General features: G+C 69.3%; 15 protein-coding genes. 11 read left to right on the forward strand and 4 right to left on the reverse strand.

Annotated features, from left to right (window positions below):
• Positions 1-52: 52 nt before the first annotated feature.
• Positions 53-724 (reverse strand): GntR family transcriptional regulator, encoded by a 672-nt coding sequence (locus ACU5E9_RS01135; RefSeq protein ID WP_456811821.1) that lies wholly within the window; start codon positions 722-724, stop codon positions 53-55.
• A gap of 172 nt (positions 725-896) precedes the next feature.
• On the opposite strand from ACU5E9_RS01135, the gene ACU5E9_RS01140 reads away from it, so the two are divergent.
• The gene (locus ACU5E9_RS01140; protein ID WP_456811822.1) at positions 897-1742 is read left to right on the forward strand and encodes an SDR family NAD(P)-dependent oxidoreductase; all 846 of its coding nucleotides are present in this window, start codon (positions 897-899) and stop codon (positions 1740-1742) included.
• Positions 1743-1808: 66 nt separating this feature from the next.
• Here ACU5E9_RS01140 and ACU5E9_RS01145 read toward each other — a convergent pair whose 3' ends face one another.
• Entirely contained in the window at positions 1809-2750 is a 942-nt protein-coding gene (locus ACU5E9_RS01145) for a hypothetical protein (RefSeq protein ID WP_456811823.1), read from the reverse strand.
• A 147-nt stretch (positions 2751-2897) separates the two neighbouring features.
• Between ACU5E9_RS01145 and ACU5E9_RS01150 the strand changes: the two genes are divergently transcribed.
• The 9 genes from ACU5E9_RS01150 (at position 2898) to ACU5E9_RS01190 (ending at position 13732) form a co-directional block, all read left to right on the forward strand.
• On the forward strand, positions 2898-3632 hold the full coding sequence (locus ACU5E9_RS01150; RefSeq protein WP_456811824.1) for a DUF72 domain-containing protein: 735 nt from the start codon (positions 2898-2900) through the stop codon (positions 3630-3632).
• A gap of 226 nt (positions 3633-3858) precedes the next feature.
• Entirely contained in the window at positions 3859-5247 is a 1389-nt protein-coding gene (locus tag ACU5E9_RS01155; protein ID WP_456811825.1) for an FAD-binding oxidoreductase, read from the forward strand.
• Between the two features lie 205 nt (positions 5248-5452).
• Positions 5453-5707: a BatC protein gene (locus ACU5E9_RS01160; protein WP_456811826.1), complete on the forward strand. Its 255-nt coding sequence runs from the start codon at positions 5453-5455 to the stop codon at positions 5705-5707.
• A complete protein-coding gene (locus ACU5E9_RS01165) occupies positions 5707-6945 on the forward strand; it encodes a cupin domain-containing protein (RefSeq protein WP_456811827.1) in 1239 nt (412 codons plus the stop codon). Before ACU5E9_RS01160 ends, ACU5E9_RS01165 begins: the two co-directional genes overlap by 1 nt.
• Positions 6942-7889 (forward strand): sucrase ferredoxin, encoded by a 948-nt coding sequence (locus ACU5E9_RS01170; protein ID WP_456811828.1) that lies wholly within the window; start codon positions 6942-6944, stop codon positions 7887-7889. The genes ACU5E9_RS01165 and ACU5E9_RS01170 overlap by 4 nt, the downstream gene beginning before the upstream one ends.
• Before the next feature lie 171 nt (positions 7890-8060).
• Positions 8061-10328 (forward strand): formate C-acetyltransferase, encoded by a 2268-nt coding sequence (gene pflB / locus ACU5E9_RS01175; RefSeq protein ID WP_456811829.1) that lies wholly within the window; start codon positions 8061-8063, stop codon positions 10326-10328.
• 47 nt (positions 10329-10375) lie between these two features.
• Positions 10376-11260, forward strand: coding sequence for a pyruvate formate-lyase-activating protein (gene pflA / locus ACU5E9_RS01180; RefSeq protein ID WP_456811830.1), 885 nt, complete (start codon positions 10376-10378; stop codon positions 11258-11260).
• Positions 11261-11396: 136 nt separating this feature from the next.
• Positions 11397-11870, forward strand: a complete 474-nt coding sequence (locus tag ACU5E9_RS01185; RefSeq protein ID WP_456811831.1) for an aromatic ring-opening dioxygenase LigA — start codon at positions 11397-11399, stop codon at positions 11868-11870.
• A 239-nt stretch (positions 11871-12109) separates the two neighbouring features.
• Positions 12110-13732 carry a cellulase family glycosylhydrolase gene (locus tag ACU5E9_RS01190; RefSeq protein ID WP_456811832.1) on the forward strand — a complete coding sequence of 541 codons (1623 nt, stop codon included), beginning with the start codon at positions 12110-12112 and terminating at the stop codon, positions 13730-13732.
• Positions 13733-13824: 92 nt separating this feature from the next.
• Here ACU5E9_RS01190 and ACU5E9_RS01195 read toward each other — a convergent pair whose 3' ends face one another.
• Positions 13825-14433, reverse strand: coding sequence for a hypothetical protein (locus tag ACU5E9_RS01195; RefSeq protein WP_456811833.1), 609 nt, complete (start codon positions 14431-14433; stop codon positions 13825-13827).
• A gap of 164 nt (positions 14434-14597) precedes the next feature.
• Here ACU5E9_RS01195 and ACU5E9_RS01200 point away from each other — a divergent pair, with 164 nt between their 5' ends.
• Entirely contained in the window at positions 14598-16814 is a 2217-nt protein-coding gene (locus tag ACU5E9_RS01200; protein WP_456811834.1) for a transglycosylase domain-containing protein, read from the forward strand.
• Here ACU5E9_RS01200 and ACU5E9_RS01205 read toward each other — a convergent pair.
• Positions 16811-20302: a DNA polymerase III subunit alpha gene (locus ACU5E9_RS01205; RefSeq protein WP_456811835.1), complete on the reverse strand. Its 3492-nt coding sequence runs from the start codon at positions 20300-20302 to the stop codon at positions 16811-16813. The genes ACU5E9_RS01200 and ACU5E9_RS01205 overlap by 4 nt on opposite strands.
• Positions 20303-20304 lie beyond the last annotated feature (2 nt).

Consider the following 20304-nt stretch of genomic DNA (forward strand, 5'->3'; position numbering starts at 1 on the left):
GGGACTTTCCGGTTGGTGCTGGAGTGTGCGGGGGCGTGCCGGGGTGGGCGGGTCAGAGCGGCCGGTGCACGCGGTGGCCCGACTCGAGGTGGAGCCGGAGCGCCGCAGCGTACGCGGCGGTGTCGCCGGCACGGAGGTGGTCGGCCAGTTGGCGGTGCTCGTCGATGAGCCGGGTGATGTTGTCCGGGTCGCGCGCGGCGACCCGGTGCACCAGGCGTTCCAGCCGGGGGCCCAGCCTGGCGTAGATGTCGTCGATGACCCGGTTCCCGGTTTCGTCGACGATGCGGGAGTGGAACCTGTGGTCGGCTCTGGCGTACGCCAGGAGATCACCCGCGGCGGCGGCATCCGCTTGGGCCTGGATCAGGGCGCGCAGTTCGGCGTCGACGGAATCGACCCGCTCGGCACGCTCGCCGAGGACCTGCACGGCCTTCGTCTCGAGCAGGGCGCGCACCTGCAGCAGCTCCGCGGTCTCGGTGTCGTCGATGGCGGTGACGACGGCGCCCTTCTTCGGGAAGAGGCGGAGCAGACCGGCGGACTCGAGGGACAGGAAAGCTTCGCGCACCGGAGTGCGGCTGAGCCCCAGGGTCGCCGCGACGTCGCCCTCGGTGATGAGGGCGCTCGCCGCGAGGTCGCCGGAGATGATGGCGTCGGCCACGTGGGTGTAGGCGCGTTCGACAGCCGAGAGCCCGGACGGGCGGACGGGCGTGGTTCGTGGGGACGGCATGACTCCAGCGTACCGCCGAATGGGGCCGATAAATGCATCAATAACCTCAACACCTCCATGGGCGTGCTGCCCCTGCGCAGTAGAGTCAGACACCGTGAGTCGATGACGCCTTACTGAAATCCGCCGGTTCGCACCGTTGAAGACCGAACCGGCCAGAGTGGAAGAGCGTCAGATGAGCGAACGCACGATAGTGATCACCGGTGCCAGCGACGGAATCGGTGCGGCGGCCGCACGCGCGCTGAGCGCATCCGGCGACAGGGTGGTCATCGTGGGGCGCTCGCCGCAGAAGACCGCGGCGGTCGCGGCCGAGCTCGGCGCCGACCATCTCATCGCCGACTTCAGCCGCCTGGCCGAGGTGCGCACCCTGGCCGCCGACCTGCTGCGCCAGTACGGGCGCATCGATGTGCTCGCCAACAACGCCGGCGGCATCATGGGCGCCAGGGAGCTCACCGTCGACGGCCACGAGAAGACGTTCCAGGTGAACCACCTGGCCCCCTTCCTGCTGACGACCCTGTTGATGGACCGCCTGGTCGAGAGCCGGGCGTCGGTGATCAACACCTCGAGCACCGCCAACCGGTTCGGACGCCTCAACCTCGACGACCTCGGCAACGATCGCAAGTACTCGCCCAACAAGGCCTACGGCGACGCGAAGCTCGCCAACATCCTTTTCACCCGCGAATTGCACCGCCGGTACAGCGGCCGCGGCATCGTCACCGCCGCGTTCCACCCGGGCGTGGTGGCCACGAGCTTCTCCACCGGATCGACGAGCATCATGCGGCTGGTCTACCAGACCGCGCTCAAACGGATGCTGATCAGCCCGGAGAAGGGCGCGGACACCCTCGTCTGGCTGGCCGGAACCGCCGCCGGCGTCGACTGGCAGTCCGGCGAGTACTACGAGAAGCGGCGGGTGCACAGCGTCAACCGCCAGGCCACGGATGCCGGCCTCGCGACGGCGCTCTGGGAACGCAGCGTCGACATGGTCGCCACCGACCTGCTGCCCCAGTCCGCGCCGAACTAACTGTTCCCGCTCCGGACAAATGCACCCGGCACACCGGGACCACTTGTCCGGATTGGGACCAGTCGGCTAGGAGATCCGGGTCAGTGCGGTGAATGACATGGTGTTCGACTGCCCGTTCTGGCAGGTCTGGTAGAGCAGGTCGTAGCCGCGCGGCACGTCTGCAGTGCTGTTCCGGTGGGCGTTCAGCATCGCCACGATGCCCTCCACCCGGTAGGTACCGGCGTGCTCGCCGGTGAGGGTGATCACGGTGCCGGCATCGTCCGGGAAGTCTTTGCCGCCGCACGACCAGTGCTCGGCGATGGTCGGCACGTTCTCGTAGTGCGCGGTCACGTCCACGGACCCGATGCACTCGTCGAGTTCGGCGTTCCAGCCGGTCGCGTGCACGTTGTTGGTGTAGCGGGCGGCCAGGATGCGGTCCTGTTCGGCCTGCCAGCCCGCCATCGCCTGGGAGACGGCAGCCACCGGGGCGGCCAGGTCGGCCGCGATGCCGTCGACGCCGGCCGAGGCGGCGAAGTCGACCGTTGACAGGGCCTGCGCGCTGTCCCGGATGCCGGTGCCGGAGTCGAACAGGGACGTGGTCACGACCGCGGAATCCGCGATGGTCTCGGCGGCGGTGAGTTCCTGGGCGGCAGCGCTCAGCCGGGTGGTGGCGGCGTCGATGGCCGTCGCCAGGTCGGTGCGCGGCTGCTCGCTGAGCACCTTGCCAGCGCTGTTGGCGAGGGTGGCGATGGCGGCGTCGAGCGCGCCCTCCGCATCCGTCACGGTCTGCACCGCAACGGTCTGCTCAGCGCGGAAGGCGGCAGCCGCGGCGTCGTACCGGCTCTGCGCGGCCGACACCGCCAGCGTGCGGGTGACGAGCACGACCGCCAGCGCGACAACGACGAGGCTCGCGACCGCGATGACCACGGTGCGGGTGCGGCGGGTGCCGGTGACACGGGTACCGGTACCACGGGTGCGTGTGGCGCGGCGGATGCGGGCGCGTCCCGTCCGTGCTGCATCCTCGGTCATCCACGCCCCCCGCTGGTGTTCGTGCCGGTCACCGCCAGGGCCAATGCCGTGACGTGAGAACTGAAATCCTACCGACCTCGTGTTTCAGCCGGGAAACATGTTCCCGGTCATCGACGGATGGCCTCGGTGCGGCCACTATTGACCTCCATGAGCACAGCGATCCACATCGGCACGTCCGGCTGGAGCTACGACCACTGGGAGAACGTGCTCTACCCCGCCGGCCTGCCCGCCGCGAAACGGCTGGCCACCTACGTGGCGAACTTCGACACCGTGGAACTGAACGCCAGTTTCTACCGCTGGCCCCGGAACGTCACGTTCGCCGGCTGGCGGCACCGGCTGCCGGCCGGGTTCGTGATGTCGGCGAAGGCGCCGCGCGGCCTGACCCACGCGAAGAAGCTCTACGGGCCGGAGGTGTGGGCCGACCGGATCGCCGCCGGCTGGCACGAGCTCGGCGACCGCCGCGCCATCCTGCTGGTGCAGTTGCATCCCGGCCACGAGCGCGACGACGCCCGCCTGGACTACTTCCTGGGCTCCCTGCCGCCGTGGATCCGGGTGGCGGTCGAGTTCCGGCATCCGAGCTGGCACGTTGACGAGGTGCTCGGCATGCTCGAGCGGCACGGCGCCGGCTACTGCGTGATGAGCGGCGCCGGCCTGCCCTGCCTGCTGCGGGCCACCGCGCCGTTCGTGTACCTGCGGCTGCACGGACCCGCCCGAGAGTACCTCTACGGCGGGTCGTATTCCGACGCCGACCTGCGCTGGTGGGCGGACCGCATCCGGGAATGGCAGGCGGACGGCCGGGAGGTGTTCGCCTATTTCAACAATGACGGCGGCGGCAACGCGGTGCGGAACGCCTGGACCCTGCGGGCCGAGTTGGGCGTGTGAGCGGGCCGGCCGCGCCGGGGCCGAATGCCCGCACAAGGCCCCTAGCGCGCCCAGCCCGGGTGAGATATGCAAACGGCCGCCGGTGAGCTGAATGGGTCAGGCAACCTTGCCAAACAGCAGGTCACCCGAAAAACAGGTGCATAGAATTGTGGCCCGGGACGCGATTGAGTGAGTCGCACGCGTCGCCCAGGCGCCCTTTTCGGGCCCATGTCCAGCAGAGGTAGTCATGACCATGACAGACGTCACGTCCATCGTTCTCGACGAGCTCGCCGCCGTGCTCTCGGGCGCGCAGATCGCCACCGGCGACAAGGCGGAGGGCAACCGGCGCGACCAGTCCGAGGGCACCCTGAGCGGTGAGCCGCTGGCCGTGGTGTTCCCGAAGAGCACGGACGAGGTCGCCGCCGTCGTGACCATCGCCGCCGCCCACCGCATCCCGATCGTGCCGCAGGGCGCCCGCACCGGGCTGGCCGGCGGGGCGAACGCCATCCACGGCGCCATCGTGCTGAGCATGACCCGGATGAAGAAGATCCTCGCCGTCGACACCGCCAACCAGACCGCCACGGTGCAGGCCGGGGTGCGCACCATCGCCCTGGCCAGGGCCGCCGAAGCCGTTGACCTGTTCTACCCGCCGGACCCCGGCTCCTGGCGCGCCTCCACCATCGGCGGCAACGTGGCCACCAACGCCGGCGGCATGCTCTGCGTGAAGTACGGCGTCACGGGCAACTTCGTGCGCCAGCTCACCGTGGTTCTCGCCGACGGGTCGGTCGTGCACACCGGCCAGCGCACCATCAAGGGCGTCGCCGGCTATAACCTCACCGCCCTGTTGGTGGGGTCGGAGGGCACCCTGGGCATCATCACCGAGATCACGGTGGGCCTGCTGCCCAAGCCCGGCGTGCCGTCCGGCGTCTCGGCCACCTTCGCCAATACCGCGGATGCCCTGGCCGCCGCCAACACGATCGTCGCCGGCGCCCGCCGGCCGAGCGTGCTCGAATTCCTCGACGGCGCCTGCATCGCGGCCATCAACACCTTCGATCCCGCCTCGACCCTGCCGGCCGGGGCCGGCGCACTGCTGCTGGTGCAGTCCGACGAGATCGGCCGGGCCCACGACGACGTCGAGGTTTATGCCGAGATGTTGCGCGCCGCAGGAGCCGGCGAGGTGACGATCGCGCACGACCCGGAGTCGCTCGAACAGCTCATGAGCGCCCGGCGCCTGCTGCACCCGGCCGTGCAGGCCGTGCACGGGGGCGCCCTCAACGAGGACGTCACGGTGCCACGGTCCCAGCTGCCCGCGCTGCTGCTCGGCCTCGCGGAGATCGCCAGGGACCTGGGCGTGCCGATCAGCACCGGCGGTCACATCGGCGACGGCAACCTGCACCCGGTGATCGGCTACAACCCGGAGGTGCCGGCCGAGATCGACGCGGCGCACGTGGCGTTCGCCCGGGTGATCGCGCTGGCCATCTCGCTCGACGGATCGGCATCCGGCGAGCACGGCATCGGCGTGCTCAAGCGCGCACACCTCGACGACGAACTCGGCCCGGTGCTGCGCGACCTGCAGCGCCGGGTGAAGGCGGCCTTCGACCCGCACGCGCTCCTGAACCCGGGCAAGAAGCTCTAGCGCCCCTCCCGCGCCCCCTCCCGCGCCCAACTGTTCCCAATGCGGACAAATGGTCCCGGCACACCGGGTGCACATGTCCGCAAGGGGAACAGTTCTGCTCCGGACGGATGACGTTCTCCCCGACAGCACTGACATTTCGACCCGGGCAACGTACTATCGCCAGTAGGCGCCAGCCGACGCCTGTGAACGGCTACGGAGGTACGAAGTGAGCATCAACGATGACGACATCACCACATCCGGCGTGGATCCGAACGAAGGCACAGCCGATGGCGGCGCCAACCCCGAGGGCCACGATGGCGGCGCCGACGGTACCGCCGGAGATGGTGAGGGCACCGCAGACGGCGGCGCCAACCCGAAGGGCCACGATGGCGGAGCCGACGGCTCCGCATCAGAGGAAGGCGTCGCGGACGGCGGCGCGAACGCCGAAGGACACGACGGCGGCGCCGACGGATCGGCCTGATGCCGGGCGACGAGCGCGGGTCGGCTGACCGACCCGCGCTCGCGCGCCTGCTGGCGGTTGACCCGGACGCCTTCGCGACCGACTACTGGGGGAGCCGGGCCCTGTTTGCCCGGGCGGCCACCCTGCCCGGCGGGTTCGCCGATCTCTTCACCGCCGACGACGTCGACGAGCTCGTCACCCGCCGGGGGCTCCGCACCCCGTTCGTGCGGATGGCCAACGAAGGTTCGGTGCTGAACGCCGCGCGGTACTCCGCGCCGGGCGGTTTCGGGGCCGAGATCGCCGACCAGGTGAGCGCCGACAAGGTCCTCGACGAATTCGCCGCCGGAGCCACCCTGGTGCTGCAGGGACTACACCGCACCTGGGCGCCGCTGGCCGAATTCACCCGGCAGCTCGTGGCCGACCTGGGCCACCCGGCGCAGGTGAACGCGTACATCACGCCCGCGTCGGCGCGCGGTTTCGACCCGCACTACGACGTGCACGACGTCTTCGTGATCCAGATCGCGGGGGAGAAGCGCTGGCGCATCCACTCACCCGTCTACGAAAACCCGCTCCGCAACCAACCGTGGGATGACCACCGCGCCGAGGTTGCACGGAAGGCCAAGGACGAGCCGGCGATCGAGAAGACCTTCCGCCCCGGCGACGTGCTCTATCTGCCCCGCGGTTGGATCCACTCGGCCACGGCGCTCGGCGGCACGTCCATCCACCTCACCATCGGCGTTGCCGCCCTCACCCGCCACGACGTGTTGCGGGACGTCCTGGCCAGGGCCGAGACCGCCGAGAACCTGCGCGCGGCCCTGCCGCTGGGCGTCAACCTGTCGGATGCTGCGGTGGTCGCGGCGCTCGTCGCCGACGCCGTCGCCGACCTGTCCCGGTTCACCGGCGACGATCCCGACCAGGCCACCCGGGTCGCGCGCCGGCTGACGCGTCGGGTGCGCGACTCCACCCGGCCGGAGCCGATTGCGCCGCTGGCCACGGTGAACAGTGCCGCCTCGATGCACGAGGCCACCACCGTGAGCCTGCGGCACGGCCTCGACGGGCGCCTGGTCGACGCGGGCGGCCAGGTGTCGTTGGTGCTGCCGGGGAAGACGATCACCCTGCCCGCCGAGGCGAGCGCCGCCCTGGCCGCCGTGCTCACCGGCGACACCGTGCAGGCGGGCGACCTGCCCGGCCTCGACCCGGCCTCCGCCCTCGTCGTCGCCCGGCGCCTGGTGCGCGAGGGTGTGCTGGTGGTGCGGTGACCAGGACGGGCACGCACGCGCACCCGGAACCGGTCCCGGGCTGGTTGCCCTGCAGCGACCGCTCCCTCGAGCGCGACGACCCGCTGGCGGGCACCGCCGGCTACGGCGAACGCTGGTTCCTCGTCGAGATCGACGGGGCGTGGGGTGCGCACGCGTTCCTGCAGTCGCAGCTCGACCCGGCGCTCGGCCGCAAGCTCGTCACCCGGATCGAGGGTGCGGGCATCCGACCGCTCGCGATTCGCCGCACCGGACGCACCGCAGACCAGCGCCGCGGCCAGTCGGCATGGCGGTGGGCGGCCGTCGACGCCAGGCCCGGGCACGAATCCGTGCACTGGGGCTCGGTCGACGACCCGGCCGACCTCCTCACCGTGCCGCTCGACGGGTCGACCGGCACCCGGTCGACCGACCCGGTCATCTGCGTCTGCACCCATGCCCGGCACGACCAGTGCTGCGCCGTGAAGGGTCGCCCCGTGGTCACGGCGCTCGCCCGGGCGCATCCGCGCGCCACCTGGGAGTGCTCACACCTGGGCGGGGACCGGTTCGCCGCCACCCTGATCCTGTTCCCGCACGGGCTGTATTACGGCCGGGTCACCGGGGCGGATGCCCCCGGCGTGGTCGACGCGTACCGGGACGGCCTCATCGAGCCCCGCTGGTTCCGCGGCCGGAGCTCGCTGCCGAACGCGGTCCAGGCGGCCGCGGCCTTCGCCAGGGCCGAAGAGGAAGACAATCGCGTTGACGCGTTCGAATACCGGTCCTGGACCGAGTCGGAGGGAGTGCACACCGTGCACTTCGACCACCACGGCGACCCTGTCACGGTGCGGCTCGGCGAGACCATGTCGGCCCCGCTGCTGAGCACCTGCGCGGCCACCACGGCGCGCCCGGTGCGGCAGTTCGAACTGCTGTCGATCGAGCCCGAAAACCACACCCCACGAGGTGGTGAATAAGGGACCAAGGTCCCGGTTGCCGGCTCTCGCTCCAGAGTAGGGTTCAAAAAGAGGGCGAACCATCGGCACCGACGTAGCAGCCGGTACCTCAAGGTCTCCCTCGTGGCCCGAATGCTGGGATAAACACCCAGTCAGCGGGAAAGCCTCGATCCTACAAGGAGAGCAATCCATATGACCGTCACAGATGGCATCCGAAGCGACCAGCGCGGTCCCGCAGAAACCGGCCCCGCCGAATTCGTCAGCGGCCCGTGGCAGGACTCGATCAACCTGCGCGACTTCATCCAGCGCAACTACACCCCGTACCTGGGCGACGCGAGCTTCCTCGCCGGCGTCACCGAGCGCACCACCGGCATCTGGGAAAAGCTTTCCGCGATGTTCCCGGTCGAGCGCGAAAAGGGCGTCTACGACATCGACGCGACGACCCCGTCGTCCATCACCGCGCACAAGCCCGGCTACATCGACGAGGCCAACGAGGTCATCGTCGGACTGCAGACGGATGCGCCGCTGAAGCGCGCGATCATGCCGTTCGGTGGCTGGCGCATGGTCGCCACCTCGCTCGAGACCTACGGCTACCCCGTGTCGCCCGAGCTCGAGACGATCTTCACCGACTACCGCAAGACCCACAACACCGCCGTCTTCGACGTCTACCCTCCCGGTGTGCGTCGTGCCCGCAGCAGCCACCTGATCACGGGACTCCCGGATGCCTACGGCCGCGGCCGCATCATCGGTGACTACCGTCGTGTCGCCCTCTACGGTGTCGACGCCCTGATCGCCGGCAAGAAGAACGACCGCGCCGAGCTGGACATGGAGCCCTCGACCGAGGACATCATCCGTGCCCGCGAGGAGAACTCGGAGCAGATCCGGGCCCTCAAGGAGCTCGTGCAGATGGCCGCCAGCTATGGCTCCGACATCTCCAAGCCCGCCACCACCGCCAAGGAAGCCGTTCAGTGGCTGTACTTCGCGTACCTCGGTGCGGTCAAGGAGCAGAACGGCGCGGCCATGTCCTTCGGCCGTAACGCCGCCTTCCTCGACGCCTACATCGAGCGCGACCTCAACGCCGGCCTCATCACCGAGTCCGGTGCCCAGGAGCTCATCGACGACCTGGTCATCAAGCTGCGCATCGTCCGGTTCCTCCGCACCCCGGAGTACGACGACATCTTCGCCGGCGACCCCACCTGGGTCACCGAGTCGCTCGCCGGCATCGGTGAAGACGGCCGCCCGCTCGTCACCAAGACCGCGTTCCGCTTCCTGCAGACCCTGTACAACGTGGGCCCCGCACCCGAGCCGAACCTGACCGTGCTGTGGAGCGACAAGCTGCCCGAGGGCTTCAAGCGCTTCTGCGCCCAGGTCTCGATCGACACGTCGGCCATCCAGTACGAGTCCGACGACCTCATCCGCAACGAGATGGGTGACGACGCCGCGATCGCATGTTGCGTCTCCCCGATGCGCGTCGGCAAGCAGATGCAGTTCTTCGGAGCCCGCGTCAACGCCGTCAAGGCGCTGCTGTACTCGATCAACGGCGGCCGCGACGAGGTGTCCGGCAAGCAGATCGCCCCGGCCACCACGCCCAACGCCGAAGAGGTCCTCACCTACGACGCCGTCTTCCCGGCCTACCTCGAGACCCTCGAGTGGCTTGCAGAGACCTACGTCACCGCGTTGAACTGCATTCACTACATGCACGACAAGTACGCGTACGAGCGCCTCGAGATGGCACTGCACGACAAGGAAATCATCCGCACCCTGGCCTGCGGCATCGCCGGCCTGAGCGTGGTTGCCGACTCGCTGTCCGCCATCAAGTACGCCACGGTCCGCCCGGTGCGCGACGAGACCGGCCTCGTCGTCGACTACACCGTCGAGGGCGAATACCCCGCCTTCGGTAACGACGACGACCGGGTCGACGCCATCGCGATCGACGTCATGGAACGCTTCATGACGATGATCCGCAAGCACCCGACCTACCGCGACGCCATCCACACCCAGTCGATCCTGACGATCACGTCCAACGTGGTCTACGGCAAGGCCACCGGCAACACGCCCGACGGCCGCCGCAAGGGTGAGCCGTTCGCACCGGGTGCCAACCCGATGAACGGCCGCGACACGCACGGCATGCTCGCGTCGGCACTCAGTGTCGCCAAGCTGCCGTTCGCTGAAGCGCAGGACGGCATCTCGCTGACCAACACGGTCGTTCCCAGTGGCCTCGGCCACACCAAGGACGAGCAGGTCACGAGCCTGGTCGGACTGCTCGACGCGTTCACGTCGGCCACCGGTTACCACCTCAACGTCAACGTGCTCAACAAAGAGACGCTCGAAGACGCCATGGAGCACCCGGAGAACTACCCGCAGCTGACGATTCGCGTTTCCGGCTACGCCGTGAACTTCGTCCGCCTCACCCGCGAGCAGCAGATGGATGTCATCAGCCGCACGTTCCACTCGCACTAAGAAAATCCCGTAACGCAATGACCGGCAACGCTAGGTAGGACGAGACCATGACCGCAATCAACCTCGGCTTCCCTAGCGTTGCCTGTCCTGTTGTCGTCGAGCACGTCGACCTTTCGGTCGACGTGGCCGACGAGATCAGTGCCCTGAACGACGTCGACCGCAAGGCCGAACTGCACACCCTCGAAATGAAGGCAATCCGCGAAGGCACCGTTGCCAGCGTGCATTCCTGGGAGCTCGTGACGGCCGTCGACGGCCCCGGCACCCGCATGACCCTGTTCCTCTCCGGCTGCCTGCTGCGTTGCCAGTACTGCCACAACCCCGACACCTGGAAGATGCGCGACGGCCTGGTCACGCCGATCGACGAACTCGTCGCCCGGATGACCCGCTACCTCGGCGTCTTCAAGGCCACTAACGGTGGCCTCACCATCTCCGGCGGCGAACCGCTGATGCAACCCGCGTTCGTGAAACGGATGTTCAAGGAGGCGCACGCCCTCGGCGTGCACACCACGCTCGACACCTCCGGCTACCTCGGCAAGAGCGCCTCGGACGAACTGCTCGACAATGTCGACCTCGTCCTGCTCGACGTGAAGTCGGGCCTGCCGGAAACCTACAAGACCGTCACCGGCCGCGAACTCGCTCCCACGATCGCCTTCGGCGACCGGCTCGCCGAGCGCAACATCCCGGTCTGGGTGCGCTTCGTGCTCGTTCCGGGCCTCACCGACGCCGTGGAGAACGTCGAAGCCGTCGTCGACATCGTCAAGAGCTGGCCCAACGTGCAGCGCGTCGAGGTGCTGCCGTTCCACCAGATGGGCGAAGACAAGTGGGACCGCCTGAGCATCCCGTACCCGCTGCACGGTGTGCACCCGCCGGAGAACGACCTGCTGAACCGCGTGCGCGGCCAGTTCGAGGCCCGCGGGCTCACCGTCTTCTAGGCCTTGTGGGGGCCTGACCAAAAAATATCGGCCTTTTGCATATAAATCTGCGCGGACGGGACTTTGTACCCTGACTGGGAAAACCGGTCGCTGCGAGACTGTGATTATCTTCAGAATCACAACGAAAGGCAACATCGTGTCAACAGCAACTGTTCCGGCCACAACCACCCTGAGCGCCACCAAGGCCAAGGTCATCAAGCTCATCGGGTGGGCCGGAATTCTCGGAGCCATCGTCATGATCATCGGTGGCGGCGTCGTCTGGGGAGTGGTGAGCTCACAGCTCGCCGCCGAGCAGATCACCGTCGCGGAAGACGCCTCCTTCCTCGCCGGCGCACCGGTCGTTGGACCGTTCTCCGCCTACGCGCAGGCGGACATCATCAACCACCACGCCCTCGCCATGGCCGACAACAAGACCTACGCCGAGCTCGAGCAGGATGACCCGCTGCGCGCCACCGTCATGAACGCCTCGTTCCTGCGCACCTCGCTCTTCACCTCGGTCGTCTCCTTCGGCGTCTCGGCCTTCGCGATGGGCATGGGCGTCCTGTCCGGCCTGTTCGGCTACGCCATCCTGAGCCTGGCCCCGGCCACGCCCAAGAAGAACGTCGCCTAAGCGACCTGCTTTCCCCGAACGACCCGCACAGCGACCCGCACAGTTCGCTGCGCGGGTCGTTTCGCATTTCCGGCCGGTAACGAAATGCCCCGACGCAGTGCGGCGGACCCGATCAGCCCCTACTCTGAGCGAAGGCCCTCCTTCGGGGCGGCGAACCACACAATGAATCACACAGCAGCGAATCACATAGCGGGGGACAGATGAGCGCACACCCGGCATCCCGCGCGCGACGCGGAGTCATGGCGGTGGTTCTGGCGACGGTATTGTGCCTGAGCGCGGCACTCGCCGCACCGGCGGCTGCGATGGTTCCCGCGACGGTTCCGGCGATCGTTCCCGCCGCCACGGCGCCCGCATCGGGCTGGCTGCACACCTCCGGTGGCACGATCGTGACCGCCTCCGGCGCGCCGTACGTGATCAAGGGGGTGTCCTGGTTCGGCATGGAAACGAGCAACTGCGCCCCGCACGGGCTCTGGAGCATTTCGCTGGACGCCGGACTGGCCCAGATCCGGTCGATGGGATTCACCACCCTGCGCATCCCGTTCTCGAACGAGTGCCTCGCCGCCGCCAGCACGAGTTCGATCAACTACGCGGTCAACCCCGGGCTCGCGAACAAGACCCCACAGCAGCTGCTCGACATCGTCATCCGCCAGGCTGCCGCCGCCGGGCTCAACGTGATCCTCGACCGGCACCGCCCGGACTCCGGCGCACAGTCCGAGCTCTGGTACACCGTCCAGTACAGCGAAGCGCGCTGGATCGCCGACTGGAAGGCCCTGGCGACCCGGTACAAGAACGACCCCACCGTGATCGGCGTCGACCTGCACAACGAACCGCACGGACAGGCCTGCTGGGGCTGCGGCAACGCTGCCACCGACTGGCAGGCGGCCGCCACCCGCGGCGGCAATGCCGTGCTGGCCGTGAACCCGAAGCTCCTGATCCTGGTCGAAGGTGTCGAGAACCAGCCCAGCGGAACCTCCACCTGGTGGGGCGGCGGACTCAGCGGCGTGGCGGCGAAGCCCGTGACCCTCAAGGTCGCCCACCAGGTCGTGTATTCCCCGCATGACTACCCGGCCTCCGTCTACGCGCAGAAATGGTTCAGCGCGGCCAACTACCCGGCCAACCTCACCGCGGTATGGGACGCGAACTGGGGCTACATCAGCAAACGCGGCATCGCGCCAGTCCTGGTCGGGGAGTTCGGCAGCAAGCTGGAAACCACCTCAGACAAGCAGTGGATGGCTGCGCTGGTGAGCTACCTCGCCACGAACAAGACCAGCTTCGCCTACTGGTCGTTCAACCCCAACAGCGGTGACACCGGCGGAATCGTCGCCGATGACTGGGCGACCCCGCAGGCGGCGAAGCTCGCCGCCATCAAACCGTTGCTGACCGGCACCATCCCGCCGGCAACGCCGACCGTGACGCCCAAGCCCACGCCGAAGCCCACCGTGACGCCGAAGCCGACCGCAACGCCCAAGCCGACCACGCCGACCGCGACCCCCAAGCCATCCGTGACGCCCAAGCCCACCGTGACGCCGAAGCCCACGGTGACGCCGAAGCCCAGTGTCGGCACCGGCGCCACCGCCACCTGGAAGCTGCAGAGCTCGTGGGGTGCCGGCTACGTCGCCGACATCGTCGTCACCGGCACCAGCGGGGTGAAGGGCTGGAGCGTCACCTGGCCGGACACCAAGGCGACCGCGATCGTGAACTCCTGGGGAATGACCTGCACCGTCAAGGTGAAGACCTCGGTGACCTGCACCGGTGCCGACTGGGCCGGCCCGGTCGCGGCCGGCCAGACCGTGCGGGTGGGCCTGCAGGTGTCGGCGAGTGGCGCACCCGCCAACCCGAAGCTCACGCTGACCACGAAGTAGCCCGCGCCGGCTCTGTCGGCGCACCCGGGTGCGCATCGGTCGGTCGCGCAGTGCTCGGTCGCTCAGTGCTCGGTCGTGCAGTGCGGGGTTGTTCAGTACTCGGTGGCGCCTTCGGTGTCGTCGCCCCAGCTGGCGATCCGCGGCGGCACGGGATACTCGTGGGCGCCGCTTGCGGCCAGGACCTCGACGCTCACGACGCGCGGCGCCGCTGAGCCGGCCTGGCTGACGAACCAGCCGCCGACGAGCACCACGTCGCTGATCGTGGACGCGACGCTCACCCCGGTGACGGTGAACTGCCCGTAGGCAGGGTCGACGAAGCGCGCGGAGACGAGGTCGCCGTGCTGCACGGACGTGGCCGGTTCTGCGGATGCGGCCTCCGGCTCCGGCTCCACGGCGTCCTCGGCCACGGCGGTGTCAACGGTGTCAACGGCGTCATCGGTGTCAACGGTCTCGACGGCATCCGCCCGCAACGCCTGCAGGGACTTGTGCGGCTTGAGGTTCTGCTCGATGGAACGGCCGCCCACGGTGAGGGTCTTCACGGAGTCCGAGATGAACGCGGTGCCTTCGATGGTGAAGGCGCCGTAGCGCTTGGTCAGGAACATCGCGCTGACATCGGTGCCGGACTCCAGCGATGCGATCGCGTCGGTGAGTACCTTGACGTTGCGCCTGGTGGGCACATTGGGCATTGCCGGACCGGCCATCTTTCCTCCTGAGAACGTGACACGCAACTCTAACCCCCGGCCTCGCATCCGCCCTCACCCGCGCTCGCCCGCGGGCGACGTCCTTCCCCTCTTCGGGGGCTTCGGCAAGCCCCTAGCGGCGGCGGTACGCCGGGAATTAAGTGGGGGCCACTCCACTTGGCGAAATGAGGGGAAGTCGCGCGATGGCGGGCAACGGTACGAACGGAATGAACGGCACCGGGGTCACGCCGCCGCGGTCGGCGGGCGGCGTTTTCGGCGCGCTGTTCGGCCTGCTGGCCACCAGCGCAGTGGCCGGCCTGCTGGTGACGGTGAGTCTGACTCCCGTGCTCGCTGTCAGCGGCGTCACCGCCAGCAGCACCATCGGCACGTTCGCCAACCTTCCGGACTACCTGGCCATCGAACCGCTCGCCCAGCGCAGCAATATCTACGCCACCCGCTCCGACGGTACGCCGGTGCTGCTGGCCACGCTCTACGACCAGAACCGGGTCGAGGTGGGCTGGGACGACATCGGCCAGAAAGTCAAGGATGCCGCGATCGCCGGCGAAGACCCGCGCTTCTACGAACACGGCGGGGTCGACATGCAGGGCACCGTGCGTGGCGCGCTGACGACGGCGCTGAAAGGCAGCGTGCAGGGCGGCTCATCGATCACCCAGCAATACGTGAAGAACGTGCTGGTGCAGCGCTGCGAGACCCTCGCCACCGCGGAGGAGATCGCCGACTGCTACGACGCGGCCACCCAGACCACGGTTGTGCGCAAGCTCAAGGAGATGCGGCTGGCCATCGGGGTGGAGAAGAAGTACGCGAAGAACGACATCCTGCGGCAGTACCTCAACATCGCCGGCTTCGGCGGCCGGGTCTACGGGATCGAGGCGGCCGCGGATTACTACTTCCACAGCACGGCGGCCGACCTGACGGCCGCGCAGGCGGCGAGCCTCACGGCCATCGTGAACAATCCGGACAAGTTCCGGCTCGACCGGCCGGCGAGCGAGACCAACGGTGCGGCCAACGGCTACCGGGACAACAAGGAACGCCGCGACTACATCCTCGGTGAGATGCTCCGGTACCACAAGCTCACCCAGGCTGAATACGACGAGGCCATCGCCACGCCCGTCCAACCGGTGATCAACGAACCGAGCACCGGATGCCAGACCGCCCTGGCCGACGCCTTCTTCTGTGACTACGTGGTCCACGTCCTCGCGCGCGACCCGGCCTTCGGACCGGACGACGAGACCCGGCTGAAGAACCTGCGCCGTGGGGGATTCGACGTCTACACCACCCTCGACCTTGACCTGCAGCACGCCGCCGTGACCACCCTGAACGAGAACGTGCCCAAGTCCCGCCCGGGCTGGGATGTCGGCGCCGTCATCTCCAGCGTGGAGGTGGGTACCGGGCGGGTGCTGGCCATGGCGCAAAACAAGGACTACAGCCAGGACCCCGAGGTGCAGGCCACCGGCAACAACTGGACGAGCGTCAACTACAACACCGACTTCGTCGACGGCGGCTCCCGCGGTTTCCAGCCCGGGTCGACCTACAAGATCTTCACCCTGGCCGAATGGCTGAACACCGGGCACTCCCTGAGCGAGCGGGTCGATTCGGCGCCCAAGTCCCGGTGGGGCACGTTCAATGACAGCTGCCGCGGCCCCCAGAACTACGACTCCCAGGGCTGGAGCCCCAAGAATGACGCGAATGAGTCCGGCGGCAACTACAGCGCCCTCGAATCGACCATCAAGTCGATCAACACGGGCTACATCGGTATGGCCAAGCGGCTGGACCTCTGCGGCATCCGCAAGATGGCCGAGGCCTTCGGCATGCACCGTGCCGACGGCGACCCGCTGAGCCAGACCGCGGCGGCGGTGATCGGCACCAACGAGGTGGCCCCGCTGAGCATCGCCGTGGCCTTCGCCGGGATCGCCAACCGGGGTGTCACCTGCAGCCCGGTGGTCATCGACCGGATGGTCGCCGCCGACGGCAGCACGGTGCCGATTCCCGAAAGCCGGTGTGCGGCATCGGTGCGGCCCGACACCGCCGCGCAGATGGTGACCGCGCTGAACCGGGTACTCACCGGCGGCACCGCGACCCAGTCGTACACCGGCACGGTGCCCCGGGTTCCGATGATCGGCAAGACGGGAACGACCGACGGTGCCAAGGACACCTGGATGAGCGGCGCGAGCAGCGAGGTCGCCACCGCGGTCGGTGTGGTCAGCGTGACCGGCAACGGCAACCAGCGCGCGATGCGCTTCCCGAGCGGCCCGGTGGCCACCGCTCGGCACCGGATGTGGCCGGATGTGATGTCGGTGGCGAACGCGAAGTACGGCGGCGAACCGCTGCCGGGCATCCCGTTGCCCGGCCCTGACAAGGATGACGAGGACGACGAGGACTAGGCGCTCCGGGTCGACCAGAGGTCGAACGTGGCCGTGCCCGACGCGGCCTGCCGGGGTGTGTGCGGGGTGGTGGCGGCCGTCTGCGCCGCCTGCTTGGCGGAGTCTTGGGCCGCCTCCTCGGCGGAGTTCCGGGCCGCCTTGGCCGCGCGCGAGCGTTCCCGGGCTCGTTCCTTGGCCACCGTCACCAGATCCCAGAGTCCCTCACCGGTGACCGAGACTCCGCGGGCGCCCGAGCGCCGGGTGCGGCCGCGCACGAGCATCAGGTCGGTCTGGAAGACGGCGCCGCCGATGCGCTCCTGCGCATCGTGGAAGAACACCACATTGGACACCGGACCGGTGCCGTCGTCGAGGCTGACGAACACCACCCTTTTCCCGCCGCGCATCGGCGGAGTGTTCGTGGCGCGGCGCACGCCGGCCAGCAGCACGTCGGTGCCGCCGGGCAGGGTGGCCAGCTCCGACGCCGGCGTGACGCCGAGCTCGGCGAACAACGGGTAGTACTTGCGCATCCGGTGCCCGGACACGGCCAGCCCGGTGTCGAGCAGTTCGAGGTCGGACTGGGTGCGGCCGCGCAGCTGCAGCGAGGTCACGGCCGTGAACCGGGCGCCCGCGTAGTCCAGCACCGGCAGTGGTACCTCGAAGGCGAGCTGGTCGTCAGCGATCACGACAGCGGTGCCCCGCAGCGACTGGATGTGGGCGAGGAGTTCGTGCCGGCGGGTGCGGTCGTAGCCGATGAAGCTGTCCAGCGCCCCCACCCGGGCGAGCGCCTCGAAGGTACGCGCCCGCGGATGCACCCGGTCGCGGAAGTCCTGCAGCGAACTGAACGGCTGGTGCCGCACGATCCGGGCGCGCTCGGCGTCACTGGATCCGCTCAGCTCCAGCAGCGGCATCCGGATGCCCTGGTCGCTCTCGCCGACGGCCTCGACCCGGTAGTCGAGGCCGCTGCGCTGCACGTCGAGGCCGAGCACGGGGACTCCGAGCACCCGGGCCTCCGCCACGAGCAGGTCCTTGGGCCACATGCCCGGATCGTGGGTGAGGAGCCCCGCCAGGAACGCCGCCGGGTGGTGGGTCTTCAGCCAGGCGGACTGGTAGGTGGGCAGGGCGAACGCGGCACCGTGGGCCTTGGCGAAGCCGAAGCTGCCGAACCCGGCCAGCACGGTCCAGATCCGGTCGATCGTGCCTGCGTCGAAGCCGCGGGTGTGGGCGTGCTCGCGCAGGTAGGCCTCGATGACGGGCAGCTGCTCCGGCCGGCCGAGGTGCCGGCGCAGCACGTCGGCGTGGCCGAGGCCGCAGCCGGTGAGCTCGTCGAAGAGCCGCATCACCTGTTCGTGGAAGATCACCACCCCCTTCGTCTCGCGCAGGATCGCCTCGAAACGGGGGTGGATATAGTCCGGCGCCACCTCGCCGTGCCGGGCGCGCAGGTAGGTGAGCGGCATGTTGTTCTGCATCGGTCCCGGCCTAAACAGCGAGATCTCGACGGTGAGGTCGTTGAACACCTCCGGCTGCAGCTTGCCCACCAGCTCCATCTGGCCGGGCGACTCCAGCTGGAAGATGCCCAGGGTGCGGGTGGAGCGGATCAGTTCGAAGGTTGCCGGGTCGTCGAGCGGCACCCGGTCCAGGTCGATCTGTTCCCCGGTGAGCCGGTGGTGCTCCTCGAGCGCATGGGCCATCGCCGACTGCATCCGCACGCCGAGGATGTCGAGCTTGATCAGGCCCATCGGGTCCATGTCGTGCTTGTCGAACTGCGACATCGGCAGGCCCATGCCCGAGGCCTGCACCGGCGTGCGGTCCAGCAGGGACGCGTCGGAGAGGATCACGCCGCAGGGGTGCACCGAGATGTGCCGGGGCAGCCGGTCCAGCCGCGCGGTGAGGTCGACGAGCTGCCCGAGCTGCGCGGACTCGTGCACCTCGGCGGCCAGTTCGGCCAGCTCGGGCTTCTCCTCGAGGGCCGCCCGGAAGTCGCGGGCGTTGAAGCGCCACATCTGCTTGGCGATCGTGGCCACCTGGGTCTCGGGCATCCCGAGCGCCAGGCCCGCATCCCGCACGGCGCCGCGGCCCCGGTAGGCGTTGGTCATGGACATCAGTGAGACCCGGTCGCCGCCGAAGGTCTCGAACACCCTGCGGTAGATGTCGTGTCGCCGGGCGGACTCGACGTCGAGGTCGATGTCGGGCAGGGTCTGCCGTTCGGGGGAGAGGAACCGTTCCCAGAGCAGGCCGTTGGAGATCGGTTCCACCGAGGAGGTGTGCAGGGCGTAGTTGAGCACCGAGCCGACCCCGGAGCCGCGGGCCTGGATGCGGATGCCCATGCCGCGCACGATGTCGGCCACCTTGGCGACGGTGAGGAAGTACGACGCGAAGCCGAGCTTCTCGACGGTGGCCATCTCGTGGGCCAGACGCTCGTGCGCCGCGTGCAGGGCGGGCTGACCCGTGCGGGTGTAGCGGTCGTCGATGCCGTGCCGGGCGCGCGCCCACAGCTCGGTGAGCGGGTCGCCGGTGACCCCGATCACGCTCGCCTCCGGCATCCGTGGACGGCCGAGCCCGATGTCGGCGACCGGGTCGAGCGCGCACCGGTCGGCGAGGTCGTTGGTGTCGCGCAGCAGTCGGGCGAGGGCGCCGTCACTGTGCTGGCCGGCATCCACCACCATGCGGGCGACCTGCCGCATCGCGGCAGCCGGCTTCAGCCACGCCTGCCCGTTCACCTGAAGGTGCTCGCCCTGAAGGTGCTCGCCCCGCAGGTGCCCGTCCTGCCCGTGCGCGGCGTGCGGCTGCGTGGCCTGCAGGTGCTCCAGCTGGGCGAGCGGGGTGAGGTGCCTGGCCGCGTCGGCGAGGTCGGCGGTGACGGCCTCACCGGGGGTGCCGTAGCGCACGGCGTTGCTGAGCACGGCGGGCAGCTGGGCGTGTTCGGCCAGGGCGAGCATGCGGGTGGCCGGGGCGACGCTGCCCGGGGTGCCGGGCTCGGCGAGGTGGCAGACGATCTCGAGCGCCACGGACTGCGGCGGCATCAGCCGCAGCCACGCGGCCAGGTTCGCCCGTGCGAGGGTGCTGTCGCGGCGTTCAATGGCCACCCCCACGTCGGAGGCCGGCCCCAGCAGCACCGTCAGGGAACTCAGCCCGGCCAGCTGGGCGAGGCGGGCCCGCGGGATGCTCGGCACGTGCCCAGGCACCCGGGCCGTGGTCTCGTGTGCGCTCGACACGGCCCGGCACAGGGCCGCATACCCGCGCCCCGCCGTGCCGCCGTGGGCCAGCACCACCACCCGGCCCAGCGGCACCAGGTCGTCGTCGTGCACGTGGAGGTCGGCGCCGAGCCCGGGGCGCAGCCCCCCGGCCACGCAGGCCCGCACATGCTTCACGGCGCCGTACAGGCCGTCGCGGTCGGTGACGGCCAGGAAGGTCGCGCCGTCGGCGGCGGCCTGCCCGGCGAGGGCCTCCGGCATGGTCACGCCGTAGTGGGTGGAGTACGCGCTGGCGACGTGGAGGTGCGGGAAGCTCATGG

The organism is Cryobacterium sp. AP23 (assembly GCF_054075385.1).